The sequence below is a fragment of the Rhodococcus sp. Z13 genome, assembly GCF_025837095.1.
Lineage (GTDB): Bacteria > Actinomycetota > Actinomycetes > Mycobacteriales > Mycobacteriaceae > Rhodococcus > Rhodococcus sacchari.
Map to the genome: position 1 here is coordinate 3252992 of NZ_CP107551.1, position 26588 is coordinate 3279579.

Sequence of the window (26588 nt, forward strand, 5' to 3'; positions counted from 1 at the left end):
TCCGCGGTGGCACGCCGACCTACCGCGCGTGCTTCAGCCCACCCACTCCCAGCTGGCGCGGCGGACGTCACTGCCCGGATCGCGCCGCAGCCGCACCCGCAGGTGCCGCTCGGCGAGCTGCTCGACGAGGCCCTCGCCCCACTCCACGACCACGACGGTGTCGGTGAGGTCGGTGTCGAGGTCGAGCGCGTCGAGTTCGTCGAGGGCGTTCGGGCCGTCACCCAGCCGGTAGGCGTCGACGTGGACCATTCCCACCGGTTCCCGGCCCTCGGGGTTGCCGGGGCGGTGTTCGCGGGCGATCACGAAGGTCGGCGAGGTGACCCGTCCCTGCACCCCGAGACCGGCGGCGATACCCCGGGTCAGTGCGGTCTTGCCGGCACCGAGCGGCCCGTCGAGCACCACCAGGTCGCCGGCGTGCAGTTCCGCGGCGAGGCGCCGCCCGAACGCCTCGGTGTCCTCCACCGTCGCCAGCTCGATGTGCTGCTCGGTGTTCTGCTCGATGTGCTGCTCAGCCAATTGCCGCCTGCCTCACGGACGCGTGGTGGGTGAAGGCCCGCTGGATCAGGCGGTCGAGCGCCCGGTCGACCACCTCCGGGAATTCGAGCTGCACCAGGTGCCCGGCGCCGCGCACGCGCTCGAGTTCGGCGTCGGGCAGCGCCTCGGCGAGAGCCTGCGAACTCGTGAACGGGATGACCATGTCGGCGTCCCCGGACAGCACCAGCACCGGGACCGTGCCCAGCACGGGCAGCGCCGCGGACTCGTCGTGCAGCTCCAGCGTCCGCAGGAAGTTGACGATGGTCAGCACGGACGTCTCGTCGAGCATCCGGTCGGAGAACCGCACCAGCCGCGGGCTGACCACCGTGCCGTAGGAGGCGGCCCGCAGGATCGGGGTGACGACGGCCCGGGCGGCGCCGCGCGCGAACTGCACGAAGCCCGGCGCGGTGCGTGCCGCGTACCGGAAGGCGTCGATCACCGGGTTCTCGAGATTGCGGCCGATCCCCGACTTGCTGAGCCCGGCCGCGGTGGTGGCGAGGAGCCCCACCCCGGCGATGCGTCCCTCGAAGAGATCGGGGCGCTGCGAGGCGAGCGCGATGGCCGTCATGCCGCCCATCGAATGTCCGACCACGACGACCGGCCCGGTGGGGGCCACCTCGTCGATCACCCGGCCGAGGTCGCGGCCGAGCTGCGCGATCGTGCACCGGTCGGAGTCCGAGTGGCCGGACTCGCCGTGACCGCGCTGGTCGTAGAACACCCCGCGCGCGTCGCGTCCCCAGTGCGCGGTCAGGTGGCGGTACTGCAGGTGCCAGGACTGCATCCGCAGGCAGTATCCGTGCACGAAGACGACGGTGAGCGGCGCCTGCGGTGAGCCGGACTCGCGCACGACGAGGGACACCCCGTCCTCGGTGGTGACGGTGCGTTCCGGGAGGCGGAGGATCGCGTCGAAGTCCTCGTCGCCGTAGATCTCGGGGACGGGGGCGCCGGCGCTCTTCACCGCGTACAGGCCCGCCGACGAGGCGAGCGTCAGGAGGCTCGTGCCCAGGAGCCCCATCCTGCCCATCACGGACATGACCTCACACTCCCTTCCCCCCGACATAGGTCCGGACGGTGCGTCCGCCGATGCCGGTCACGATCTCGTAGTTGATCGTGCCCAGCACGTCGGCCCAGTCCTGGGCGTTCGGTTCGCCGTGACGCCCGTCACCGAAGAACAACGCTTCGTCGCCCTCGCGTACTCCGGCCCCGTCCGGGCCGAGGTCGACGACGAGCTGATCCATGCACACGCGGCCGATCTGCGGGCAGCGGCGTCCGCCGAGCTGCACCTCGATGCGGCCGCTGAGATTGCGGCGGACGCCGTCCGCGTAGCCCATGGGCAGCAACGCGACGGTCGTGTCGACGGGAGCGACCCAGCTGTGCCCGTAGGACACCCCGGTTCCTGCCTTCACCTTCTTCACCAGCACCACCCTCGCCCGTACGGTCATCACCGGCCGGAAACCCATGTCTCCGCGTTCCGGGATCGGTGTCAACCCGTACATCGCGATTCCGGGCCGAACCATGTCGAATCGCAGGTCGGGGCGGGTGACGGTGGCCGCCGAGTTCGACAGGTGCACCACCTCGGGGGCCAGCGAGTGCCGCCGCAGGTCGGCGACGGCCTCGATCAGCCGGTCGCGCTGCTCGGCGTTGACAGGATGGTCGGGCTCGTCGCCGTGGGCGAGATGGGAGAACGCCCCGCGCACCCGCACCGCACCCTCCGCCTGGGCGCGGCCGAGATCGCGCAGCATGTCGTCCCACTCGTCGGCGGCGACGCCGTTGCGGTTGAGACCGGTGTCGACCTTGACCGTGATCGTCGCGGTGGTCCCGACGCCCCGGGCCGCCTCGACGACGGCGGCGAGATGCCGCGGCGAGGAGACACCCAGTTCGATGCCGGCCTCCACGGCGGGCGCGAAGTCGGAGTCGGCGGTGTGCAGCCAGGACAGGATGGGAGCCTCGATGCCCGCGGCACGCAGTTCCAGGGCCTCGCCGAGGGTGGTCACGCCGAGTTCCCGGGCGCCGGCGGCGAGCGCCGCCCGCGCGACCGGCACCGCGCCGTGGTTGTAGGCATCGGCCTTGACGACGGCCATGATCGCCGCCGGCCCCGCGTACTCGCGCAACGCTCGTACGTTCTCCGCGACGGCGTCGAGGTCGACGACCGCCTCCGCCTGGGGATGGAGAGTTCGAGCAGCTTGCGGGGGGCGCGGGGTCGTGGTCACGTCTCTCGATCCTGCCACTGCGCCCCGACCGGCCTTCGTCGTGGCCCGGTGTGCCACGTCACGATTCGGCAATGTGGGTGCGCAGCAACCGGATCGCGTCGCCGATCCGGGCGAGGATCCCGCTCGCCGAGACCGGGGCGGCGCCGGGCGCTTCCGGATCGCGGGCCGCGAGGTTCGCGGCGAGCGCGTGGGCGCGGGCCCCGGCCGCCGCGGCCAGATCCACCGGCATCCCCGACGACATCAGCGCCCCGACGATGCCGGACAGCAGGTCGCCGGCGCCCGCGGTCGACGCCCACGATCCGCCCGCGTCGTTGACGAAGACGTGCCCGTCGGGCCGGGCGACGAGGGTGGCACGGCCCTTGAGCAGCACGTGGACGTCCCAATCGGCGGCGAGTTCCCGGGCGGCCGCCACCCGGTCGGGTTCGGGTCGGTTCCCGGTCAGCCGCGCGAACTCCCCGGCGTGCGGAGTCAGCAGGGTCGGCGCGGACCGGCCCCGCACGAGGCCCGGGTCGCGGGCGAGCAGGGTCAGCCCGTCGGCGTCGACGAGCACCGGCAGGTCGGTGGCGAGGATGCCGCGGAGCGTCGCGACGGCCTCGTCGTCGGTGCCGGCGCCCGGTCCGACCACCCAGGCCTGCACCCGGCCGGTCTCGGCCACGGTCGTGCTCGCGACGACCTCGGGAAACCGGGCGAGCACCTCGGCGGCGCCGGTGCCGACGTAGCGCACCATGCCGGAGGTCGCGGCGACCGCGGCTCCCGTGCACAACACCCCCGCCCCCGGATACCGGGCGCTGCCGGCACGGATACCGACCACGCCCTGCGAGTACTTGTCGTCCTCGGCGCCGGGGACCGGCCAGATCGCCCCGATCTCCGACGGCTCCGCCGCCGCCAGCCGGGCCTCGGGCAGGGTGAGGCCGATGTCGACCAGTTCGACACGACCGCACCTCGCGGGAGCGAGCACGTGGACGGGCTTGTAGGCACCGAAGGTGACCGTCACCGCGGCCGTGACGGCCGGGCCGTCGACGGCCCCGGTGTCTGGATCGACCCCGCTCGGGGTGTCGACGGCAACGATCGGGGCGGTGATCTCGTCGACGACCGCGGCGGCGGCCGGGCGCAGTGGGCCCCGCCCGGAGATACCGACGATGCCGTCGAGGACCAGGTCGGGGTCGCCGACGTGCTCGGGAGCGGCCCGCAGGACCCGCCCACCGGCCTTCGTCAGCGCCCGCAGTCCCGCCGGATGCGCCCGGTCGGGGTTCAGCAGCAGAGCCGTCACCGCAACGCCCCGGCGCCGCAGGAAGGCACCCGCCCACAGCGCGTCCCCGCCGTTGTCGCCCGAGCCGACGAGCAAAGTCACCCGGCGGCCGGCGATCCCGCCGGTGCGGGCCCGCAGTTCCTCGGCGGTGACCCGGGCGAGCCCGTGCGCGGCCCGGCGCATCAGCGTTCCCTCGGGCAGCGAGGCGAGCAGGGGCGCCTCCGCGGCACGGACCGTGTCGCAGGGGTGATAACTGCGCATCGTCCCTCCCGGGATGTCGCGGTTACACGGCTACTTCGTATCGATCACTCGACGGTGACGGACTTGGCGAGATTGCGGGGCTTGTCCACGTCGTAACCGCGGGCCTGGGCGACCTCGGCGGCGAAGACCTGCAGCGGCACCGTCGACAACAGCGGCTGCAGCAGCGACGGCGAGGCGGGGATCTCGACGAGGTGATCGGCGAACGGCCGCACCGTCTCGTCGCCCTCCTCGGCGATGACCACCGTGACCGCCCCGCGGGCCTGGATCTCACGGATGTTACTCAGCAGCTTGCTGTGCAGCACCGCCCGGCCCTTCGGCGAGGGCATCACCACGATCACCGGCAGCCCGTCCTCGATCAACGCGATCGGCCCGTGCTTGAGCTCCCCGGCCGCGAACCCCTCGGCGTGCATGTACGCCAGTTCCTTGAGCTTGAGCGCCCCCTCGAGCGCCACCGGATAACCGACGTGCCGGCCCAGGAACAGCACCGCCGGCGAATCCGACAGCTGCCGCGCCAGCGTCCGCACCGGATCCATGCCGGTCAGCAGCTTGGCGATCCGTTCCGGCATCGCCGCCAGATCCTGGTACTCGCGGGCCACCTCGTCCGGATACTTGGTGCCGCGCGCCTGCGCCAGCGCCAGACCGACCAGATAGTTCGCGGCCATCTGCGCCAGGAACGCCTTCGTCGAGGCCACCCCGATCTCCGGGCCGGTGCGGGTGTAGAGCACCGCATCGGCCTCCCGCGGGATCTGCGCCCCGACGGTGTTGCACACCGCCAGCACCCGCGCCTTCTGTTCCTTGGCGTGCCGCACCGCCTCGAGGGTGTCGGCGGTCTCCCCGGACTGCGACACCGCCACCACCAGCGTCGAACGGTCCAGCACCGGATCGCGGTAGCGGAACTCCGAGGCCAGCTCGACCTCGACGGGCAGCCGGGTCCAGTGCTCGATCGCGTACTTGGCGACCAGCCCCGAATGGTAGGAGCTGCCGCACGCGACGACGAACACCTTGTCGATGTCGCGCAGTTCCTGATCGGACAGGCGCTGCTCGTCGAGCACGATGTGCCCGTCGACGAAGTGTCCGCGCAGGGTGTCGGCCACCGCCGCGGGCTGCTCCTCGATCTCCTTGAGCATGAAGTAGTCGTGCCCGCCCTTCTCGGCGGCGGCCAGATCCCAGTCGATCGTGAACGGCCGGGTCACCACATCGGTGTTGCCGTCGAAATCGGTCACCGTGTACCCCTCGGCGGTGATCACCACCACCTGGTCCTGCCCGAGCTCGACCGCCTCGCGGGTGAACTCGATGAACGCCGCCACATCCGAGGCGATGAACATCTCGCCCTCACCGACCCCGACGACCAGCGGCGTCGACCGCCGCGCCGCGACGATCGTGCCCGGATGATCGGCGTGCGCGAACACCAGCGTGAACGCTCCCTCGAGGCGGCGCAGCACACTGCGGGCGCTCTCGACGAAGTCCCCGGCCGTGGGTCCCTCGGCGTAGGCGCGGGCCACCAGATGCACCGCCACCTCGGTGTCGGTGTCGCTGGCCAGCTCGACGCCGGCCTTCTCCAGCTCGTCGCGCAGTGGCGCGAAGTTCTCGATGATGCCGTTGTGCACCACCGCGACCTTGCCGGTCGCGTCCCGGTGCGGATGCGCATTGCGGTCGGTGGGCCGGCCGTGGGTGGCCCACCGGGTGTGTCCCATCCCCGCCGTACCGGCGAAGTGCTCCTCACCGATCTCGGCGAGCTCGGCCTCCAGATTCGCCAACCGCCCGGCCTTGCGTTCGACGGCCAGACCACCCTTACCGTCCAGGACGGCGATACCGGCCGAGTCGTAACCCCGGTACTCCATCCGCCGCAGCGCCTCCACCACGACGTCGAGAGCACGACGGTGCCCGACATACCCCACGATTCCGCACATGAGTAGCAGGGTACTGGTCGGCGAACGTCCGGCGACAATGCGGCGGTGCCCGTCACAGGGCACCCTCCGAACGTCACCGGGGCCGCGGGCGGACGCCACCGGGCCCGGCGAGCAGCGGTATCCGCTAACGTTCTCGCCGTGGCGGCGAACCCCAAGAAACTGGCTCAGGAACTGTCCAAGCGCGGCCCTTACACGGTCCTGCGCGGCGACCTGGCACTCGCCGGTCAGCCGGGTGTGGTGTACACCCCGGCGGAAGGCTTCGACCTGCCCGCGGTCGCGTTCGGGCACGGCTGGCTGACCGGGGTCAAGCGGTACACGAAGCTGTTCGAGCATCTCGCGTCCTGGGGCATCGTCGTCGGCGCCCCGGACACCGAACGCGGCCCGATGCCCTCGGCCGTCGGCCTGGCCACCGACCTGCTCACGACCCTCGACATCTGCACCGGCGTGCGGCTGGGAACCGGGCGGATCAGCGTCCACCCGTCGCGGCTCGCCCTCGTGGGCCACGGATCCGGTGCCGGTGCCGCGGTGCACGCCGCAGCACGACGGGAGGTCGCGGCTGTCGCGGCGCTCTATCCCGCCCCCGTCTCGCCGCGCGCGGCGGAAGCGGCCGAGCGGGTGCGGGTGCCCGGTCTGGTGCTCGTGGGTGAGAAGAGTCTCGGTTCCATGACCAGCGACGCGATCGCGGTGGCCCGCGGCTGGGGCCGCAAGGACGTGGTGTTCCGGGTGGTCTCGAAGGCGAACGACGAAGGGCTCGCCGAGGGGCGCCGCCTGCTCGGCGCGCTGGGGGTGGGCGGTCCGGAACGTCGCACGCAGGAACGCACCCGCGCGCTGCTCACCGGCTTCCTGTTGCACCGTCTCACCGGCGACCGGACCTACGCGGCCTTCTCCGATCTCACCGCGGAGATCCCGGGCTCGACGGTGATCACCGATCCCGACCTGGTCGACCGTGATCTCGGTTCGCAGGTCAACATGCTGCTCGACCACTGACCGGACCGTCCGTTCACAGCGGGCCCGCCTCGGCGAGCACCACTCCGTCCCCCTCGTCACCGTCCGCTCGGGGCTCGGGGTGGTCCTCGGTCGTGGGAGCACGCTCCGGCGTTCCGTCCGCGCCGCGGCGGGACGGAACCCGCAGCGCGGGCGCAGCCGGCCCGAGGGTGTCGGGCTGCGACGGCGCAGCATCCCGGGGTGGCGGATCGTTCTGGTGCGGCGCATCACCGGCCGACGTCGTCTCGACCGGTTCGGTGGGTGTCTCCGCGGTGTCGGCGACCTGCCGCACCGCCTCGGCGAGCCCGGCGAAGGTGTCCTCGACGGCCCGGCGGGTGTCGTCGCACGCTCCGATCAGCACCTCGATCGCCTCTTCGACCTGCGTCACGAGGTCCTCGACGGGGCACACCTCGACGTCGACGTGCTCGAAGGCGGCCATCGCCTGTGCCTTCCCGCGCAATGCTCCGGCCACGGAGTCCACCGCGGCCTCCAGTGCGACGGCCAGCGCCGCCGTCGCGAGGTGCGCGGCGGCACCCCACGCGATGGTCGCGCGCAGTTCCGCCCGGGCGTATCCGGCGGCCGAGCCGTCCCAGGCCTCCCCGAGCCGATCCAGCAGGCCGTGTTGCTCGTCGACCCGCCGCCCCAGCCGTGCGGCGAGCGTGCGCGCGACGGCGGCGTCCTCGGCGAGTGCCTGCAGCGGGAGATGACGCTGCTCATCGTAACGGACCCGCAGGTCGGCGGCGGTGAGGTCCGTGGCGCGACCGCGAGCGTGCAGCAGCGGCAGATGGTCGGTCACGAACCGGAGTCCCCCGGCTCCCGCGTCGAGGATCCGGCCCGGATCCACCGGGGTGGTCACGACCACGGGGACCGCGGCCGTTCGGTGTCGGCCAGTGCCGTCACGGTCCGCAGTTCGTGGTCGGTGTAGAGGTCCGCGGCAGCCCGCAAGGCGTCGGCGTGGGTCTGCAGCGCCGCGGCCCATCCCGCGCAGGCCGCACGCACGCGGCGGAGTCCGTCCGCGAACCCGGCGCCGCTCTCCCGGTGCTCCGGGCCGAGAGCGGGTTCACCGCTCGTCATCGCCCCGAACGCCCTGCGTACCTCGCGGTCCACGTCGTCCGCGGACGCCGACAGCCGTGCCGCGATCGCGAGGACCGCGGGACCGTCGAATCGGACCGTGTCGTGGGGTGTGGTCACGCCGCCTCCTCCGTCGGATACCTCTCGACGAGGTTGGACGCAGCAGGCGGCGGATCGGTTCCCCGTGTCCCGGTGCTGTCCGGTCAGACGGCGGCGACGAGGCCGGCGAGGCGCTCGGCGACCGCGCGGGCCTGCTCGTCGTCGGCGGCCTCGACCATGACCCGCACGAGCTGCTCGGTGCCCGAGGGGCGCAGCAGCACCCGTCCGGTGTCCCCGAGTTCCCGCTCGGCGGCCGCGACGGCCTCGGCGACGGCGGGATCTGCGGCCACGGCCGCCTTGTCGCCGACCGGGACGTTCACGAGGACCTGGGGCAGGGAGGTCATCACCGCGGCGAGCTTGGAGAGGGGCAGACCGGTCGCGGCGACCCGCTCCATCAGGCGCAGGCCCGTGAGCACGCCGTCGCCGGTGGTGCCGTGGGAGGGCAGGACGATGTGCCCGGACTGCTCACCGCCGAGACCGAAGCCTCCGCGACGGAGTTCCTCGAGCACGTACCGGTCGCCGACGCCCACGGTGCGGACCTCGATCCCCGCGTTGCGCATGGCGATGTGGAGACCGAGATTGCTCATCACGGTGGCGACCAGCGTGTTCTGCGGGAGCTCACCGGCCTCGTGCATGCCGAGCGCGAGGACGGCCATGATGGCGTCCCCGTCGACGACGGCGCCGGACGCGTCCACCGCGAGGCACCGGTCGGCGTCGCCGTCGTGGGCGAGACCGAGGTCGGCGCCGTGCTCGCGCACCGCCTGCTGCAGGGCGGCGAGGTGCGTGGAACCGCAGTCGTCGTTGATGTTCAGGCCGTCGGGTTCGGCGTTGATAGCGATCACCCGCGCGCCGGCGGCGGCGTAGGCGGCCGGTCCCGCCTGGGAGGCCGCGCCGTGGGCGCAGTCCACCACGACGGTCACCCCGGTGAGGGGCTGCTGCACCGCGCCCGCCAGGTGCGCGAGGTAGCGGTCGAGGGCGTCGGGGGCGGTGCGGACACGTCCGATGCCGGCGCCGACGGGTCGTGCCGGGGCATCCGCGTCGTCACCGTGCAGTGCCGCCTCGATGCGGTCCTCCACGGCGTCGTCGAGCTTGTGACCGCCCGCGGCGAAGATCTTGATGCCGTTGTCGGGCATGGGGTTGTGCGACGCGGAGATCATCACACCGATGTCGGCGCCGTAGTCGGCGGTGAGATACGCGACGGCCGGGGTGGGCAGGACCCCCACCGACAACACGTCGACACCCGCCGAGGTGAGTCCGGCCGTGACGGCCGCCTCGAGCATCTCACCGCTCGCGCGCGGGTCGCGTCCCACGACGGCGACGGGTCGTCGCTCGGCGTCCCGCGGTGCCAGGACCGCTGCCGCGGCTCCCGCGAGCCGTACGGCCAACTCCACTGTGAGCTCGGCGTTGGCCAAGCCCCGGACTCCGTCGGTGCCGAACAACCGACCCATGTACACACCCTCCTCGTGTGCGGCGCGCGCCGCGGGTGTCGATAGTGGACAGAATGCACAAGAGCAGGCGCCGGTAGGAAACGTCTACCGACGCCTGCTCTCGTGGTGGAACAGGTGCCGACCCTGACGGTGTCAGTGTCGGCAGCGCATCAGCGCTTGGAGTACTGCGAGGCCTTGCGGGCCTTCTTCAGGCCGTACTTCTTGCGCTCGACGGCACGCGCGTCGCGCGTGAGGAAGCCGGCGCGCTTGAGCGCGGGGCGATCCTCGGGGCTGACCTCGACGAGGGCACGCGCGATCGCCAGACGCAGGGCGCCTGCCTGACCGGACGGGCCGCCGCCGTTGAGGCGAGCGTGGATGTCGAACTGCTCGACGCGCTCGACGGTCACCAGCGGCGACTTCACGAGCTGCTGGTGCACCTTGTTCGGGAAGTAGTCCTCGATGGTGCGGCCGTTGAGCACGAACTTGCCGGTGCCGGGAACGAGGCGGACGCGGACGACGGCCTCCTTGCGGCGACCGACGGTCTGGACCGGGCGGTCGAACACGATCGGGGCGGCAGGCTCCGCGACGACGACGTCCTCGACGTACTCGTCAGCGGCGACCTCGACGTTCTCGACGTACTCTTCGGGGTTCACGTTCTGTTCCTCGGGCGTCGTCACTGTGCCACCTGCTTGATCTCGAACGGCACCGGCTGCTGCGCGGCGTGGGGGTGGTTCGGGCCCGCGTAGACCTTCAGCTTCTTCGCCATGGCGCGGCCGAGCTTGTTCTTCGGGAGCATGCCGGTGACGGCCTTCTCCACGAGGCGGTCGGGGTTCTTGTCGAGAACCTCGCCGACGGAACGAGCGCGGAGACCACCCGGGTGACCGGAGTGGCTGTAGAGGAACTTGTCGGTCCGCTTGTTGCCGGAGACGGCAACCTTGTCGGCGTTGATGATGACGACGAAGTCACCACCGTCGACGTTCGGCGTGAAAGTGGGCTTGTGCTTGCCACGGAGCAGGTTCGCCGCCTGCACCGCGAGGCGGCCGAGCACCACATCAGTGGCGTCGATGACGTGCCACTGACGGGTCACGTCGCCGGCTTTCGGTGTGTACGTAGACACAGATCTTCCTCGTCTATCGTTTCGCTGCTGGCCCGCATGCCGACGATGGTCACGCCCGGCGGCCAGTTGGGACCCGGGAGAGATGTTCGCCGCGCTCGAAGGCACGACGACGTGCGACACGCCGAGGGGACACTCTACCGGCCGGCCCCCGGACGGGTCAAAGCCGGGGCTGCTGCCCGACCCGGTCGCCCTGCTCCCCCGGCCACGACGTCCCGGCGGCCTCTCCACCGACCGGGACGTCGCGCCTGCGGCGGCGCCTCCCCCAAGGCCCGCCGCTCGTTTCCGGGATTCGAATCGAGGGCTCGGCCCTCCGGATTCGAATCGAGGGCTCGGCCCTCCGGATTCGAACCGACGGCTCAGCCGCCGAACCGCGCCTCGTTGAGCCGCTCGACGTCCCGCATGTTGTCGTTACCGTTCGACACGGCACGGCCGATGTCGTGCAGCACCTGGATCAGGCCCGCCTCGGCCTTGTTCCAACGCTCCTGGGTGGCGAGGTAGCGGTCCCTCGCGTCGCTCTCCCAGGTGGCGACGAGCGGGGCCACCTGCTGCTCGATGGTGTCGAGCGTCGTCTCGATCGCCCTCTGGCCGGACACGAGCTGGGCGTGCAGTTCCGCGACGCCGCCGAAGTCCTGGTAGATCTCGGTCACCGATCGTTCTCCTCGCTTGTCGAAATGGGTGGGGTCGGGTGACGCCGGGCGTCAGCCGAACGAGCCGTGGAGCAGGGAACCCGCATCGGGGTCGATCGCGGACAGGGACTGTGCCTGTTCCTCGACGGCGGCGGCGTACGAGCGGCCGCTGGTGCGGACGGCCTCGGCGAGTTCGTCCAGGGCCCGCGTCAATTCGGTGTTGTTGGTCTGCCAGCGCTCCATCAGCCCGGTGAACCGGGTGGCGGAGTCGCTCCGCCAGACCGTGGGCACGGACTGCACCACCCCGGTCAACTGTCGGAGGGTCGCCTCGAGTTCGTTGCGGGACTCCTGCAGTTGTCCCGCAACCACTTCCATGAGCTCGACATCGGTGGTCACCTGATTCGAATTCGAACTACCGTCGGGGTGGGTCACGACGTACTCCCTTCACTGGCGCCGGTTCTCGCTGTGTGCACCCGGTTCGCTCCGAACCTGGTGGGCCTTACATCTTGGTTGGACGCACCCCGCCGGGGATCGGTTCCGCTCTTCTTCCGAAAAGTCCGGACTTTCCGTGTCATCCGGCCTCCAGGGTGTGGACGGCCTGCTCGCACTCGCTCCGGATGCCGTTCCACTCGCCCTCGAGGTACTGGCATCCCACGGACACCTGCAGGCGGGGGAACACGAGGACCGACCAGCGCACCACCGAATAGCCGTCGGGCAGTTCGGTGTAGGCGACGACGCGGCGGTCACCGAAGGTGGTGTCGGTGTCGAGATCCCGGATCACCTCCGCACGTTCGGCGGCACGCGCGGTCAGCACCTCGGCGACCCGGTCCGCGTCCACCCCCTCGGCCAGGGTGCTGTGGACGACGAGGATCCGCCGGTCCGTTCCCCCGCCGGGCAGCAGTTCGACCCGCCCCGGGGCCGAGGCGCCGGGGTCGCGGACGTACCAGTCGTCGGGCAGTTCGAGGTGCACCGGCCCGATCTCGAACCGGGCCGAGCGCACACTGCCGGTGGTCGCGGACGAGTCCTCGTCCCCGGTATCGTCCTCGTCCCCCGGATCGTCCGCGGCGACCGTCTCCGTCGGTCCATGTGCCGGCCCGTGCCCCGTGGTCAGGTACACCGCGCCGCCGATCACGGCGGCCGTGGCCGCGGCCACCAGAGTCGCCGCCACCGCACGGGGCATCCACCCGCTCCTACCGGACTCCGGCGGGCGGGTGCGGACCTCCTGCAGCCACGGCAGCACCGTCGATCCGGGTGCCCCGCTTCCGGCGTCCGGGGGCGCCTGTGCCGCCTCGTCCGGTGCCGACGTCAGGGCCTCGAGCATCTCCGCCGCGGCGACGGGCACCACCTGCACGTGCGGACCGAGCGGCTCGTCGAACAGGGCGAGCAGCCCGACGCCGGAGGGCTCGCCGGGCTCCCCCGCGACGGCCACCACGTCGGGTTCACTTCCCCGCAGCACCGCGTCGAGCAGGGTGCGCAGTCGTACGGCGAGATCGGGGTGGTGCGGGTCCAGTCCCGGATCCCGGGCGACCTGGTCGACGACGGGCCGTCCCGGTCCCGTCGCGCCGAGGCTCGTGGCGGTGACTCCGGATTCGTCGAATTCGACCACCACGCACCGATCGTGGGTGTCCGGTGCCGCGACGAGACCGGCCGCCACCGCGACCGGGACGAGAAAGGCATCGGCCGCGACCTGCCGGGCCGCAGCACGGACGAGATCGCGGCGCCGCGGATTCCACGCGGTCGGGTGCACGGCGACCACCGTCGCCGACACGGACGGGGTTCCGGCGGTCGCCGCGGCGTACACGACGAGACCGGTCAGCAGGTCCCCGGTCTCCGGCCGGCCTGCCCGCGCCGGTGCGTGCACGAGCGCGGCGACGTCGATCGCCTCGTCCGTCTGCCCTGCCTGCTCCCCGAAGACCCACCCGTCGCCGAGCGGGGCGGCGAGGGCGGGGACACGCCGGGTCACCCCGGCCCATCGGACGTGGACGGCTCCTGCCGTCAGTGCGAATGCGGGTGGGACGAAAGCGGGCAGGGCGAAACCGGGTGGGGCGAAGGCCTGCGGTCCGGTCACGGCTCGGGTGTCCAGGCCGTCTGCACGAGTGTGGTGCCGGTGCGGCGCACGAGCGTTCCGCGGCCCGGGGGCATCGGCGACGGCTTCACCGCGCCCAGCAGTACACCCTCCTCACGGCTCCCGCTCATGATCAGGCCGGGGCTCGACAGTTCGCGCAGCCGCGCCAGCACCGGTTCGAACAGGGCGCGGCCGGCACCACCGGAACGCCGCGCGACCACGAGGTGCAGGCCGATGTCCTTGCCCTGCGGGAGGTAGTCGAGCAGCGGGCTCAGCGGGTTCTGGCCCGAGGTCGCCACCATGTCGTAGTCGTCGACCACGACGAACACCTCCGGGCCGGTCCACCACGACCGGTCGCGCAGTTGCTGCTGCGTGGTCTCCGGGCCGGGCAGCCGCCGTTCGAAGATCCCCGCCAGTTCCTTCGCCATGCCGGCCAGCACGGTCGGCGAGGGCGCGTAACCACCGAGATGGCCGCCCTCGACGACACCGAGCATCGTGCGGCGGTAGTCCCCCACGACGATCCGGACCTGCGCTCCGGTGTTCGCCTCCGTCAGGCCGCGGCAGACGGTGCGCAACAGCGCGGTCTTGCCGCATCCGGAGTCGCCGAAGACCATCAGGTGCGGGCTGTCGGCGAAATCCACCGTCACCGGCGCGAGTTCGGACTCGTCGATTCCGACGGGCACGGAGAGCCGGGCCGCGACGGGATCGCCGGGTCCGGCCTGGCGGCCGGTGGGCAGCATCGCGAGGAGGTCGGAGCGATCGAGCCGGTCGGGAAGCATCCGCACCGGCGGAGCGGCGCGTCCCGGGGTGACGGCGGCGATCGCCTCCACCGCCGCGGCCACGGCCACCGCGAGATTCGCGACCTCGGAACTGCCGTCGACACGCGGCAGGGCCGCGAGGACGTGGAGGCCGTCGCGGTCGATGCCCCGGCCGGGGCGGCCCTCCGGGACCGTCGCGGCGCGTTTGCGGCCGTACTCGGAGTCCGACGGGTCGCCGAGGCGCAGTTCGAGTCGGGTCCCGAGCAGGTCGCGCATGGCGGGCCGCACGTCTCCCCACCGCGGGGCGGTGAGCACCACGTGGATGCCGTAGGAGAGCCCCTGCACGGCGATTCTGCCGATGGTCTGTTCGAGCGCCTCGAAGTCCTGGCGAATCGCGGGCCATCCGTCGACGACGAGGAAGACGTCCCCGAACGGGTCGGTGTCCGCACCGGATGTGCCGTCGGCGCGCATGCCGCGCAGTTGCGCCATCGACTCGATTCCGCTTTCGGCGAAGGCACGTTCGCGCCGGGCCAGGAGGGAGGACACCTCCGCGACGGTACGGCGCACCCGGTCGGCGTCGTGGCGACCCGCGACGGACCCGACGTGCGGCAGCCCGGCCAGTGAGGACAGTGTTCCCCCACCGAAGTCCAGGCAGTAGAACTGCACCTGCTCGGCGGTGTGGGTGAGGGCCGCCGACACGATCAGGCTGCGCAGCAACGTCGACTTGCCGGACTGGGGACCGCCGACGACCACGACGTTGCCCGCCGAACCCGACAGGTCGACCACGAGCGGGTCGCGCCGCTGGTCGTAGGGGCGGTCGACGATCCCCACCGCCGTGCACAGCGACGCCCGGCGCGGCACCGCCCCGGTGAGCACCGTGTGCGGCAGAAGCGTGTCGAGCGAGGGGGATTCGTCGAGCGGCGGGAGCCACACCTCGTGGGCGGGGGTGCCGTGCCCGCGGATCCGGTCGACGACGACCTCGAGCACCGTCCGGCCGTCCTGCGCGGCGGGGACCGGGATCGGTTCGGTGACCGGTGACCCTACAGGTTCGGGATCGGCGGCCACCGGCCGGGCGGTGAACACCCGTGGCCGTGCCGCCCCGGCCACCACCGCCGAGCGTTCCCGTCGCACCGCACGTCCGGGTCGGTACGGTCCGGACACGTACGCCGCGTCGAATCTCTGGATGTCGGCCGAGTCGGTCTTGAGGTAGCCGACGCCGGGGGTCGACGGCAGGTGGTAGGCGTCGGGTACACCGAGGACGCTGCGGGATTCGTTCGCGGAGAAGGTCTTCAGGCCGATGCGGTAGGACAGGTGGCTGTCGAGTCCGCGCAGCCGCCCCTCGTCGAGGCGTTGACTGGCGAGCAGCAGGTGCATGTGCAGCGACCGTCCGAGCCGGCCGATGGCGACGAACAGGTCGGCGAAGTCGGGTTGCTGCGACAGCAGTTCGGAGAACTCGTCGACGACGATGAACAGGGCGGGCAGCGGATCGAGCGGCACCCCTGCCGCGCGAGCCTTCTCGTAGTCGCCGACGTTGGCGAAGTTCCCCGCGGCACGGAGCAGTTCCTGCCGGCGGTTCATCTCGCCCTCGAGGGCGTCCTTCATCCGGTCGACCATCGCGGCCTCGTCGGCGAGGTTGGTGATGACCGCCGCGACGTGGGGAACCGATTCGAGTCCGAGGAAGGTTGCGCCGCCCTTGAAGTCGACGAGGACGAGATTGAGAGCCTCCGGTGGATGAGTCGCGATCAGCCCGAGCACCAGGGTGCGCAGGAACTCACTTTTTCCGGAACCTGTTGCTCCGATACACAATCCGTGCGGACCCATACCGTTCTCGGCGGCCTCCTTGAGGTCGAGTTCGACGGGGGCGCCGTCGACGCCGACACCGATCGGGACCCGCAGCCGGTCGCGCCCGTGCCGCGGCGCCCAGGCCCGGACGGGATCGAACCGGGCGACGTCCCCCAGTCCCAGCAGGTCCTGCCAGGTGGCGGGCCGGTCGTCGGTGACGGTGTCGTCGGCGGTCCCGCCGGCGGGAAGTCGGTAGGGCGCCAGGCGCCGCGCGACGGTCTGGGCCTGCGGTGCGCTGAGATCGTCGGCGTCGGCGAAGAAGTCCACCGTCGTACCCGTGACCGCCCCGAGCCGTCCGCCCTCCACCCGCAGCCGCAGTCCGCGTCCGGCCGCGGGACGGGACAGGTGCCCGGACAGATCGAGCACGGTGACCGAGTCGGGCCGGCCCTCGAGGACACCGGATCCGGAACCGGTGACCCCACCGTCGACGACCACCACCAGGTGGACGACACCCTCGGCCGGTGGGGCGTTGCCGACGAACCGGCCGCGGCCGGCCAGCAGCGGCGCCAGCTCGGTCTCGAGTTCGAGCACGGACCCGTAGATCGTCCGCACACTGCCCACCCCGTCCCGCACCTCCGGATCCTGCGCGTGGGGAAGCCATTTGACCCACTCCCACTCCCCGGCGGTGTCGGGTCCGCAGACCACCGCCACGCGCACGGTGTCGGGTCCGTGGAAGGTGCAGGACTGTGCGAGCATCGCCCGCGCGAGCGAGCGCGCCTCCTCCCGGTCGCCGTCGATGCCGATCGTCGCGAAACTGCGCAACGAGACCGCGGTCGGTAGCGCCGGGACCACCGAGTGCACCCGGACGAAGCGGCGCAGCGACAGGGCGGCGACGGGTTCGAGGTCCTCCACGGGGCCGGCCTCGGGTGGGACGAGCCGAGTGGCGAGACGCTGTCCGCCGCGGCCGACGCGGATGTGCCCGAAATCCGGGTCGGTGATGCGGCGTTCCCACATCCGCACGGTGCCGGCGAGGGTCCACAACAGTTCCGGGTCGGGGTGGGTCCACTCCAGCGCGTCGCGTTGTTCGCGCACGGTCTCGGAGACCTCGCCCCGCAGTTTGTCGAGATAGCGCAGGTAGTCCTTGCGGTCCTCGTTCGTCTCGGCGGTCCTGGCTCCTGCGCCCCGGCCGCTGTTGGCGAGCATGCCCACCATGGACACGACCATCATGAGGGGGAAGATCATCGCCATCGGGCTGCGGGCCATGCCCGAGGAGAACATCAGGGCGACCATGCCGATCATCGCGGCGACCATGACCAGCGGCAGCAGTTTCGCGAGCAGGTTGCCGGGGGTGGAGCGGGGAATGTCCGGTGGCGGTTGCACACTCACCTCGCCGGCGGGCACGCGGGGCGCCTCCCGGCGCGGCCTGCGCACGAATCGCACGGTACTCACGTTCACCCCCCAAGAACGCCGTCGGCCGCCCCCTACGACCCCACGGTCGTGGAAGAGTAGCGCACCGGATCACTGTTTCCCACTGGGGTGCGGGAGGATCGGCTGGGACGACGACGGGACGATGTCGTATGGTCTGCGTCGTTCGGACGGAGCAGTGGGGGGACCGAGAGCCGATGACTTCTGTGCGTGTGCGATCCGGGCCGGCGGGTTCGGTAGGTGCGCCGGCACTGTGCCGGATCACAGTGCTCGCCCGTCACACGGAGGTCGATCTCGCGTTGCCGGTGGATGTTCCGGTGGCCCTTCTGCTGCCGGGTCTCGTCGATCTCGTGGCGGGGCACCGGCGGGACAACGAGTTCGACGCGACACCGGAACGCACCCGGCCCGACGCCTGGACCCTCGGCCGCCTCGGGCGGGAGCCGCTGTCCGGCGCCCTGACCCTCGACGAGCACGGAATCCGCGACGGGGAGATGCTGGTTCTCGGTGATGCCGGCTCACCTGCTCCCCCACCGCTCTTCGACGACGTGATGTACAGCGTCGCAGCGTCGGACCGGGAGTCGGTGCCGTGGGGTTCCGGGCCCGCGGGTCTGATCGCGGCGATCCTGGCCCCGCTCACGGTCGCCGTAGGCTGTGCGCCGTCGCTGTTCCTGCCCGACGGCATCACCCGGATCGTGACGGGCGTGGTGTGTGCGGCACTGTCACTGGTGCTCGTCCCCACCTCCGCGATCCTCACCCGCCTGCACGGCGACGACCGCACCGCGACCGCCGTCGGACTGTGCTCGCTCCCAACGGCGTTCACCGCCGGTGCGGTGCTGGTGCCCGGCGGGATCGGCGCTCCCGGACTGCTTCTCGGAGCCACGCTCACCGGGGTGGTCGCGGTGTTCGCGCTGCGGGTCGTGCGCACGGGGGTGACCGTGTTCACCGCTCTCGCCGCGATCTCGGCCGCCCTGGCACTCGGCAGCGTCCTCGCCACGACCCTGGACGTGGGTGTGCGGGCGCTCGGGGCCGGTGGCGTCGTGGCGGCGGTGGTGCTCGCCGGGCTGGCGCCCCGGCTGGCGGGTGTCGCCGCGCGCCTGCCGATCCCCTCCGTGCCCGCGCCCGGCGCTCCTCTGGACCCGGAAACCACGGGCGACGGGACCGCGGGGAGCGGGGCAACGGGCAGCGGGACCGAACTTCCCTCCCTGGACGAACTCGAGGCCCGAGCGGCACGAGCACGCGCCTACCTCACCGGTGTGCTCTACGCGGTGGTGGCGCTCGCGACCGCCGGAGCCTGGCTCGCGGCGCTCCCCGTGGACGGTGATCCCTTCCTCCCCGGTATCGGGCTCGGGGTCGCGGCGGCGGCGGTGCTGATGTTCCGGGGCCGCACGTACACCGCGGCGGCGCAGGCGGCGCCGCTGGTGGCCGGGGGTGCGGTGCTGCTGCTCGGTCTGCTCGCCGGGGCCGCCGTCTTCGCGGTGGCGCCCCCGTGGGTCGTGTTCGGGGCGGCGGTCACGTCGGCGTGCGGGGCGTTCCTGCTGGGTGTGGTCGCACCACGGCGCACGTTCACGCCGGTGCACCGCCGGATCGCCGAGATCGTCGAGTACGCGTGCATCGCGGCGGTCGTACCGTCGGCGTGCTGGGTGGCCGATCTCTACTCGGCCGTGCGGGGTCTGTGAGGGTGCGGTCGCTCCGCGGTGGTGCCGCCGTCGTCGTGGCGTTCCTTCTGGGAGGCGGGTCCGCCGCCGCGGCACCCCCGGTGCCCGATCCGTCGCTGCTGCCGTCCGGCGCGGTGGCGGCGCCTCCCGAACCGACCGAGCAACGGGTCCTGTGTGCGGAGCTGCCCGACGCTCCCGACGACCCGCAGGTCCCGGCCGCGCAGCGGATCCTCGACTTCGCATCGGTCTGGCCGATCACCCGCGGGGAAGGGCAGCTGGTGGCGGTGATCGACACCGGGGTTCGTCCGCATCCGCGTCTGCCGGAGGTCTCTCCCGGTGGCGACTTCGTGACCTCCGGCGACGGCACCGACGACTGCGATGCGCACGGCACACTCGTCGCCGGTCTGATCGCGGCGCAGCCGCGTCCCGAGTCCGGTTTCTCCGGAGGTGCCCCCGGTGTGAAACTGCTCGCGATCCGGCAGTCCAGTGGTCATTTCGCCGATCGGTCCCGTTCGGACGACGACGCCGCGCGCAACGCCTCGGGTTACGGGGACGTGCGTACGCTGGCGATGGCGGTGCGGCGCGCGGCAGCCCTCGGTGCGACGGTCATCAACATCTCGGAGGTCGCGTGCCGGAACGTCGTCGAGGGTCTCGCGGACGGTCCGCTCGGCGCCGCGGTGCAGTACGCCACCGAGGTGGAGGACGCGGTGGTCGTCGCGGCGGCCGGCAATCTCGACTCGTGCAGCGGCGGGAATCCGGGTTCGGTGGATCCGGCCGCTCCCGGGTCCGATCCGTGGGATTCGGTGGTCACGTTGGCGTCTCCGGCCTGGTACGACGACTACGTCCTGACCGTCGGTGCGGTGGAGGACGACGGCACCCCGGCGGACTACAGCCTGCCCGGACCGTGGGTGGACGTCGCGGCACCCGGCAGCGTGTCGGTCTCCCTCAATCCGGGCACCGGCGGTCTCGCCGACCGGGTTCCCGGTCCGCAGGGGGCTCGGCCGGTGTCGGGGACGAGTTTCGCGACGCCCCTGGTCTCCGCGACCGTCGCGCTGGTGCGGGCGCATCATCCGCAGCTGAACGCCCGGGAGGTGATGGCGCGCATCGAGGCGACCGCTCATCAACCCGCCGAGGGCTGGAATCCGCGGGTGGGTTACGGCGTCGTCGATCCCCTCGCGGCGGTCACCGCCCCGCTGCCGGCACAGCGCGAGATCCCCGCTGCGCCGGTGCCCGTCGCCGAACCGGCCGCTCCCCCGCCGCCCGACACCCGGCCGCGCACGGTCGCGCTCGTCGCCTCCGCAGCGGTGGTGGCGGCTTCGGTCGCCGGTCTCGCCCTGGCGTCCCCGGCGCTGCGACGCGCGCGGGGTCGGGCCTGATCGGTCAGCCTCCGGCGCGGACGGGGGCGGGCCGCGGATCGGGTGCCACCCCGTCGTGGGCGAGCAGCGCTTCCTTCCGTCCGAGTGCCGGTCCCGGGGCCAGCAGTTGCACGATCGGCCAGGGTGCCCGGACCGGTGTGTCCGAGAATCCCAGCGCCCGAGCCGCTTCCGCGCCGGTGATGCCGTAGCGGACCCCGGTGTCGGCGACGTAGAACAGCGAGCCGAGACGGTCGGTGTCGGGTGTCAGCGAGGTCGTCTGCACGTACCGGCCACGGCCCGGTGGGATGTGTACCGCGTCGATGTTCGGACCCGCGCCGTCGGCCTGCGCGGGAACCACCGGCACCGCGTCCTCGGCGATCGGCAGGGCGGTTCCGGCCGAGAGCGTCGACGAGGACCGGTACCGATCGTCCTCGCCCCGGCCGGGCTCCCAGGTGGTGCAGGCGACGGGACGGTCGGCGGGGTCGACGATCCGCGGTACCGCGGCCGGGAAGGTGTCGACGGCGAGTTCGTGCACCACCGGTGCGTCGCGGAGCACGTCCGGTGGCACGACCGGGATCTCGGACGAGCCGAGGGAGTTCGAGAAGTGGAGGAGATAGGCGGTGGCGCGGGAGATCCGCTGGACCCCGGCGCGCAGCACGACGTGGTAGCTCTGCCCGTCGGGTTCGGCGACGGCGAGCACCGTGCCGATCCGGGCGTCGGGCACCGGTACGTCGGGCAGGTCGCCGGCGCCGTCGATCACGGGGGCGGTGAAGGCGGGAACCTCGGGGACGGCCGCGAGCAGTCCCGGGCTCACGGGGCGGGCCCGCGCGACGTCGACGCCGAGCAGCCGCACGAGAGCCCGTTCGCCGGGGTCGATCTCGGCGCGGCGCCCCTCGTAGAGCAGGTGGTAGCGCCCCTCGGCGGTGACGAGCAGGGCCTCGTCGTCGGCGAGGACGGCCCCGGAGCGGTGGACCGGGTCGCCGATGAGCACCGCGGCGCCGGTGGGACGCAGGCCGTTGGGGTCGAGACTGTCGCACACGGTCCACGGCGTCTCGTCGGGGTCGTGGGCCAGCGACGAGGGGGCACCCGGGATGCCCACGAGCGGCCCACGGGGCCGGTTCGCGAGTTCACCGTCGGCGACCACTGCGGGTTCGGCCGGTGATCCGAGGATCAGGCGCGCCGACGCGAGATTGAGCACGGGGTGGAAGGTGGAGTCGATCGCGACGTACAGCGCCCCGGAGTCGCGTCCGACGACGATCGAGGCGTCCCCGATCCGGTCCTGCGGGCGGAACAGCGCGAGCGCCGCGCATCCGGCGAGCACGACGCAGGCGACGACCACCCCCACGGCGAGCGCCCGCGCCTGGGATCGCATGGGGTCGTGGATCATCCGCACGTCGCGGCGCACCAGGGCGTGGTCCATCCGCCGTGCCAGGAACCGGTATCCGCTGACCTGCCATCGCGTGGTCGGCTGCGCTGCCATCCATATCCCCCCTGTACGGCACGTTGTCTGCCGCAACACAGTACAGTCCCCGTCGGGAAAACCGGCATCGCGTCCGAATGCCTGCCGGTGGTCGTTCGGGGGGATACATGCAACGAGCCGCTGTGTCGTGGAGCGGGGACGTCGGGCTGCCGGTCGCGCAGTGTCTGGGGGTCGCGATCTGGGCCGCCGCTCTGGTTCTCGGCGCCTCGGTGCCGGTGGCGACGGGGATCGCCGTGGGTGCGGCCGGTATGTGCCTGGTGCGGGTGCGCGGCCGCGGTCTGTTCGATCTCGTCGTCTCGGCCGTGCGGTTCCGCTCCGCGCCGGTTCCGGTGCCCGGGCTGCTGCGCGATTTCACCCCGGCGGCGGGCGGTCCCGTCGGGTTGCGGTGGGACGGGCCGTTCGTGACCGCCGTGGTGGAGGTGCTGCCACCGGCGGGTCCGGTCGTCCGGCTCGGACGCGACAACGAGGAGACCGACGCGGTGCTTCCGCTCGGCGCGATCGCGGCGTGCCTGCGCCGCCACGACGTCGTGCTGGACGGGATCGATGTCGTCGTACACGGGCGGCGGGTGCACGACGGAACCCCGGCCGGTCGGGCCTACGCGCATCTCGTGGGGCCGCTTCCCGCCGCGGCGGATCGGGTGGTGCGGCTGGTCCTCCGGCTCGATGCCACGAGCTGCCCGGAGGCGGTGGCACGCAGGGGCGGTGGCACCGAGGGGGTCGCCCGGACGGTGATCGCGGCCGCGCGCCGGGTGATTCGCGCGCTCGCGGACGGGGGGTACGCCGCGCGGCTGCTGACCGCCCGCGAGATCGAGCAGGCCGCACTGCGGATCGCGCACGGTGTGCCGGTGACGGAGCTCGAGCAGACCCGGCGGCAGGTGCTGCTCCCGGTGGGTGCCGACACGGGCGGGGCGATCGATCCGCGCCGTGTCTGCCGGGCGACCCTCACGGCGGTGTGGAGCCGGGCCGCTCTGTCGTCGACGGTGGTGGTGCGGCTGCGGCCGGCCGAGCACGGAGCGGTCCGGGCGGGTGCGCTCGTCCGGTTCACCACGTCCGCCCCCGAAGCACCGACGGTTCCGGGGCTGCGACCGTCCCACGGCCGTCATCGCGAATCCTTCACCGCGGCACTCCCCTTCGGTGTTCCCGGGCCGGAGTCGCTGGTGCCGTTGCGGGAGACGGCGCCGGAGGAACTGGATGCGCTCGCACTGCCGGCCGGTGGGTGCGGACAGCTGATCGGTTCGGACGACGACGGCCGGGCGGTCACCGCGCGCCTGACCGGGCCCGGCGTGCGATCGGTGTATCTGGCGGGTGAGTTGTACCTGGCGCAGCAGGTGGTGTTCCGGGCGGTGGCGGTGGGTGCTCGGGTCGTCCTGTACACCGACCGGCCGGTGGTCTGGCGCACGCTGACGTCCGGTGCGGCCGGGCCGGATCGGTTGCAGATCGCCGGGGAGCATCCCGACGACCGCGAGTTCGACACGGTCGTGTTCGACGGTGTCCGGCCCGTCTCGATTCCTCCGCACGTCACGGCGATCCACGTGCACTCGCATCCGGACGAGTGGCCGCGGGAGGCGCCGACGGTGTCGCTGCTGCAGCCGGGTGCCGTGGGAGACCGGGTGATGCTCGCCGGCGGTGGCACGCGTACCACCTTGAATCTGGTGACGATCGCGGAGGAGTCCGCGCATCTCGCGCGGTCGCGGGCGGTGGGGTTCGCGAGCGCCGCCGGGCCGGGTCAGCCCGGATAGCGTCCGAGTTCGTGGCCGGCGCGCACCGTGCGGGCCCACCAAGCGATCTGGTCGAGCATGCGTTCGGCGCCGTCGATCGCGGCGTCGTCGGTGGTGGTGCCGTCGGGCGCGAAGGCGTGCTTGACGCGGTGGAAGCTCACCGATTGACGGACCGGCACCATATGGACCTCCACGAGCACCTGCCGTAACTGTTCGACCGCCCGCAGTCCGCCCGACAGGCCTCCGTAGGAAACGAAACCGACCGGCTTGGTTCGCCATTCGTGCTTGACCGTGTCGATGGCGGTCTTCAGGGCGGCGGGATAACCGTGGTTGTACTCGGAGGTGACGACGACGAAGGCGTCCGCCGCGTCGATGCGCCGGGTGAACGCCTCGGCCTCGGGTCCGCCGGAGAGGTCCTGCGGGAGCGGGGTCTCGGCGAGGTCGAGGACACGGACGTCGAACTCGGGGCGTTGCCGGGCGGTCGCGGCGAACCAGTTCGCGACGACGGGAGCGATGCGGCCGGCGCGGACGCTCGCGACGACGATCTCGAGCCGGAGGGGGTCGTGCGCTGCGGAGACCATGCGGTCGATGTTAGGCGGGTCTCCCGCTTGTCCGGATCGGGTTCGATCGCGCCGCCGCACCCGGCAGTTCTTGTGATTCACGTTCGTCGCTTACCAGTCGGTCTGTGAAACATCACAGCGTCTCGCTTTGCATCGGAGCACGCCCGTGATCTTGAATCATCGATGTGGACAAACGTCCATATCCGTATCGACTGGAGGTAATCCCATGCTTCTCAGCTCCCTGGGCGATCTGCTCGAGCAGCTTCTCTCGGCTCTGAGCGCCCTGCTCTGATCCGACTCTCGACACAGGTCGACGAGAAAGGGGCGGGTGGGAATCCTCGATTCCCACCCGCCCCTTCGTCGTCGCCGGCCTCAGGCCCCGATGGCCTCGGCGAGCACGGGCCACGAGTCGTGCAGCGCGTCCTCCCAGTAACCCCAGGTGTGGGTGCCGTCGGGACGGACCGAGTAGGTGGCGGTCACACCCGCCTGATCCAGTGCCGTGCGCAGACGGTTGGTGCAGTCGTGCACGTTGGCCTCGATGATCCCGAGGGTGGCGACGTCGGGCAGCACCGCGACGCCGGACTGCTCCCACGCCCGCAGTTCGACCTCACCCGGCATGCCGCTGCCGGCCGACACGAAGACGGCCTTGCCGCGCAGCTTCTCGGCATTGCGGACGACGTCCTGCTCGACCCAGTGCGTCCCACGGATCGGACCCCACATGTTCTCCACCTCGCCGCCGCCCAGGGACACGACGATCTCCGCGTAGCGGGCACCGGCGGGCGAGGCGGTCTCCGCGCAACCGCTGTAGGAGGCGACACCCTCGTAGAGCTCCGGTGCCTTCTCGGCCAGGGCCAGCGCCGAGGTCGCCGACATCGACATGCCCGCGATCGCGTTGCGGCCGCTGGTGCCGAGCACGTCGTCGACCAGCGGGGGGATCTCCTTCGTCAGGAAGGTCTCCCACTTGTTGCGGCCGAGCACCGGATCGTCCTCGAGCCAGTCGGTGTAGTAGCTGAAGGCACCACCGATCGGCGTGACGACATTGACGTTCTTGTCGGAGAAGAACTCGACCACGTCGGTCTGCTCCCGCCAGTTCGCACGGTCCTGGCCACCACCGGCACCGTTGAGCAGGTACAGCACCGGCCGCGGCTCGCTGGTGTCCGCCGGACGGAGCACCTGCAGCTCGATGGTGCGGTCCATCGACGGCGAGTACACGAACAGCGACCAGTCCTGCTCGGTGTGCTTCTCGATGCGTTCGAGGGTCGCGGGCTGTGAGGCGGTCTCACCGGCAGCCGAGGCCGGCGCGCTCTCGGCGTGGGCGATCGCCGGTCCCGCCAGTGCGAGGGAGGACGCCGCCAGCGCCCCGATCGTCATCGCCAGTCCATACCGTCGTGCTCGCAAGCTCGTCCCTTTCATCCACAACACCCGGGCGTGATCGGCCCGCGCATCTCCCGCGTCGCAGCGTTACGCGCGGCCAAGTCCTCGTCAGCAGGGTAGTCGACGCGGACCAGTGACAGGCCGTGAGCCGGTGCCACCGCGACCGATGCCGCACGTTCGCGTTCGTCGAGCAGCCCGGTCATCCACTCCACCGTGCGCCGTCCCTCGCCCACCGCCAGCGCGGCACCGACGAGGCTGCGCACCATCGACCAGCAGAAGGCGTCGGCACTGACGTACGCCGTGAGGATGTCGTCCTCGTAGGTCCAGTCGAACCGTTGCAGTTCGCGCACCGTCGTCGCGCCCTCGCGTCGCTTGCAGAAGGCCGCGAAGTCGTGCAGACCCAGCAGCGAGCGCGAGGCGCGCTGCATCGCGTCGACGTCGACCTTCTTCGGCCACGCCACCGTGTCGCGGGCCCGCAGCGGCTCGGCACCGTAGACCGCGGTGGTCAGGCGGTACTCGTAGTGCCGCCGGATCGCGGAGAAACGGGCGTCGAAGTGCTCCGGCGCCACCGAGATCCGGGTGACGCGCACGTCGCGCGGCAGGAAGCGGGCGAGCCGGCGCACCAGCCGCTCGAGGTCGTCGGGCAGCGCCGCGGTGGGTACGTCGACGTGGGCGACCTGGCCGGAGGCGTGCACCCCCGCGTCGGTGCGCCCGGCGACGGTGAGCAGCACCGGGGTGCGGACGATCGCGGAGAGCTTCTCCTCGATCTCGCCGCACACCGTCCGGCGGCCCGGCTGCCGGGCCCAGCCCGAGAAGTCGGTGCCGTCGTAGGAGATGTCGAGTCGCAGACGTGTCGTCTCGTGAGAAGCCACGAGCCCGCCGCCCTCGGAAGGGACGGCGGGCTCGTGAGCTTCAGCGGATGCCGAAA

22 protein-coding genes are annotated in these 26588 nt (G+C 72.1%); 4 read left to right on the top strand and 18 right to left on the bottom strand.

From position 1 onward, the window contains the following. Window positions 1-33 precede the first annotated feature (33 nt). Genes tsaE through glmS form a run of 5 tightly spaced genes read right to left on the bottom strand, consistent with a single transcriptional unit; the run spans window position 34 to window position 6164 of the window. Window positions 34-516 (bottom strand): tRNA (adenosine(37)-N6)-threonylcarbamoyltransferase complex ATPase subunit type 1 TsaE, encoded by a 483-nt coding sequence (gene tsaE, locus OED52_RS15000; RefSeq protein ID WP_264151655.1) that lies wholly within the window; start codon window positions 514-516, stop codon window positions 34-36. Then, window positions 509-1567 carry an alpha/beta fold hydrolase gene (locus tag OED52_RS15005; RefSeq protein ID WP_264151656.1) on the bottom strand — a complete coding sequence of 353 codons (1059 nt, stop codon included), beginning with the start codon at window positions 1565-1567 and terminating at the stop codon, window positions 509-511. Before OED52_RS15005 ends, tsaE begins: the two co-directional genes overlap by 8 nt. Before the next feature lie 4 nt (window positions 1568-1571). Continuing rightward, window positions 1572-2744 carry an alanine racemase gene (gene alr / locus OED52_RS15010; protein WP_264151657.1) on the bottom strand — a complete coding sequence of 391 codons (1173 nt, stop codon included), beginning with the start codon at window positions 2742-2744 and terminating at the stop codon, window positions 1572-1574. 58 nt (window positions 2745-2802) lie between these two features. Continuing rightward, the gene (locus OED52_RS15015; RefSeq protein ID WP_264151658.1) at window positions 2803-4254 is read right to left on the bottom strand and encodes an NAD(P)H-hydrate epimerase; all 1452 of its coding nucleotides are present in this window, start codon (window positions 4252-4254) and stop codon (window positions 2803-2805) included. 44 nt (window positions 4255-4298) lie between these two features. After that, window positions 4299-6164: a glutamine--fructose-6-phosphate transaminase (isomerizing) gene (gene glmS, locus OED52_RS15020; RefSeq protein ID WP_264151659.1), complete on the bottom strand. Its 1866-nt coding sequence runs from the start codon at window positions 6162-6164 to the stop codon at window positions 4299-4301. Between the two features lie 138 nt (window positions 6165-6302). On the opposite strand from glmS, the gene OED52_RS15025 reads away from it, so the two are divergent. After that, window positions 6303-7151 (top strand): alpha/beta hydrolase family protein, encoded by an 849-nt coding sequence (locus OED52_RS15025; RefSeq protein ID WP_264151660.1) that lies wholly within the window; start codon window positions 6303-6305, stop codon window positions 7149-7151. 13 nt (window positions 7152-7164) lie between these two features. On the opposite strand, the gene OED52_RS15030 is transcribed toward OED52_RS15025, so the two are convergent. From OED52_RS15030 to eccCa, 9 genes are all read right to left on the bottom strand, one after another. Further along, entirely contained in the window at window positions 7165-8004 is an 840-nt protein-coding gene (locus OED52_RS15030; RefSeq protein ID WP_264151661.1) for a hypothetical protein, read from the bottom strand. Next, window positions 8001-8339, bottom strand: coding sequence for a type VII secretion target (locus OED52_RS15035; RefSeq protein ID WP_264151662.1), 339 nt, complete (start codon window positions 8337-8339; stop codon window positions 8001-8003). Before OED52_RS15035 ends, OED52_RS15030 begins: the two co-directional genes overlap by 4 nt. An 83-nt stretch (window positions 8340-8422) precedes the next feature. Then, window positions 8423-9766 (bottom strand): phosphoglucosamine mutase, encoded by a 1344-nt coding sequence (gene glmM, locus OED52_RS15040; protein ID WP_264151663.1) that lies wholly within the window; start codon window positions 9764-9766, stop codon window positions 8423-8425. A 149-nt stretch (window positions 9767-9915) separates the two neighbouring features. Beyond that, window positions 9916-10422, bottom strand: coding sequence for a 30S ribosomal protein S9 (gene rpsI, locus OED52_RS15045; RefSeq protein ID WP_264151664.1), 507 nt, complete (start codon window positions 10420-10422; stop codon window positions 9916-9918). Next, entirely contained in the window at window positions 10419-10862 is a 444-nt protein-coding gene (rplM, locus tag OED52_RS15050; RefSeq protein ID WP_264151665.1) for a 50S ribosomal protein L13, read from the bottom strand. The genes rpsI and rplM overlap by 4 nt, the downstream gene beginning before the upstream one ends. Window positions 10863-11218: 356 nt before the next feature. Next, on the bottom strand, window positions 11219-11509 hold the full coding sequence (locus OED52_RS15055) for a WXG100 family type VII secretion target (RefSeq protein ID WP_264151666.1): 291 nt from the start codon (window positions 11507-11509) through the stop codon (window positions 11219-11221). A 51-nt stretch (window positions 11510-11560) separates the two neighbouring features. Next, window positions 11561-11920, bottom strand: coding sequence for a WXG100 family type VII secretion target (locus OED52_RS15060; RefSeq protein WP_264151667.1), 360 nt, complete (start codon window positions 11918-11920; stop codon window positions 11561-11563). A gap of 139 nt (window positions 11921-12059) precedes the next feature. Next, on the bottom strand, window positions 12060-13556 hold the full coding sequence (locus tag OED52_RS15065) for a type VII secretion-associated protein (RefSeq protein ID WP_264151668.1): 1497 nt from the start codon (window positions 13554-13556) through the stop codon (window positions 12060-12062). Beyond that, the gene (gene eccCa, locus OED52_RS15070; RefSeq protein WP_264151669.1) at window positions 13553-17542 is read right to left on the bottom strand and encodes a type VII secretion protein EccCa; all 3990 of its coding nucleotides are present in this window, start codon (window positions 17540-17542) and stop codon (window positions 13553-13555) included. The genes OED52_RS15065 and eccCa overlap by 4 nt, the downstream gene beginning before the upstream one ends. A gap of 173 nt (window positions 17543-17715) precedes the next feature. Between eccCa and eccD the strand changes: the two genes are divergently transcribed. Both eccD and mycP read left to right on the top strand, forming a co-directional pair. Continuing rightward, window positions 17716-19194 (top strand): type VII secretion integral membrane protein EccD, encoded by a 1479-nt coding sequence (gene eccD / locus OED52_RS15075; RefSeq protein ID WP_264151670.1) that lies wholly within the window; start codon window positions 17716-17718, stop codon window positions 19192-19194. Then, window positions 19191-20549, top strand: coding sequence for a type VII secretion-associated serine protease mycosin (mycP, locus tag OED52_RS15080; protein ID WP_413247671.1), 1359 nt, complete (start codon window positions 19191-19193; stop codon window positions 20547-20549). The genes eccD and mycP overlap by 4 nt, the downstream gene beginning before the upstream one ends. A 4-nt stretch (window positions 20550-20553) precedes the next feature. Here mycP and eccB read toward each other — a convergent pair whose 3' ends face one another. Beyond that, window positions 20554-22008, bottom strand: a complete 1455-nt coding sequence (gene eccB / locus OED52_RS15085; RefSeq protein ID WP_264151672.1) for a type VII secretion protein EccB — start codon at window positions 22006-22008, stop codon at window positions 20554-20556. A gap of 107 nt (window positions 22009-22115) precedes the next feature. Between eccB and eccE the strand changes: the two genes are divergently transcribed. Then, window positions 22116-23747: a type VII secretion protein EccE gene (gene eccE, locus OED52_RS15090; RefSeq protein WP_264151673.1), complete on the top strand. Its 1632-nt coding sequence runs from the start codon at window positions 22116-22118 to the stop codon at window positions 23745-23747. Here the strand turns inward: eccE and OED52_RS15095 are convergent. From OED52_RS15095 to truA, 3 genes are all read right to left on the bottom strand, one after another. Then, on the bottom strand, window positions 23735-24307 hold the full coding sequence (locus OED52_RS15095) for an NADPH-dependent FMN reductase (RefSeq protein WP_264151674.1): 573 nt from the start codon (window positions 24305-24307) through the stop codon (window positions 23735-23737). The genes eccE and OED52_RS15095 overlap by 13 nt on opposite strands. A gap of 351 nt (window positions 24308-24658) precedes the next feature. Continuing rightward, window positions 24659-25657 (bottom strand): alpha/beta hydrolase, encoded by a 999-nt coding sequence (locus OED52_RS15100; protein ID WP_264151675.1) that lies wholly within the window; start codon window positions 25655-25657, stop codon window positions 24659-24661. 38 nt (window positions 25658-25695) lie between these two features. Further along, window positions 25696-26532 (bottom strand): tRNA pseudouridine(38-40) synthase TruA, encoded by an 837-nt coding sequence (truA, locus tag OED52_RS15105; protein ID WP_264151676.1) that lies wholly within the window; start codon window positions 26530-26532, stop codon window positions 25696-25698. Between the last annotated feature and the right edge of the window lie 56 nt (window positions 26533-26588).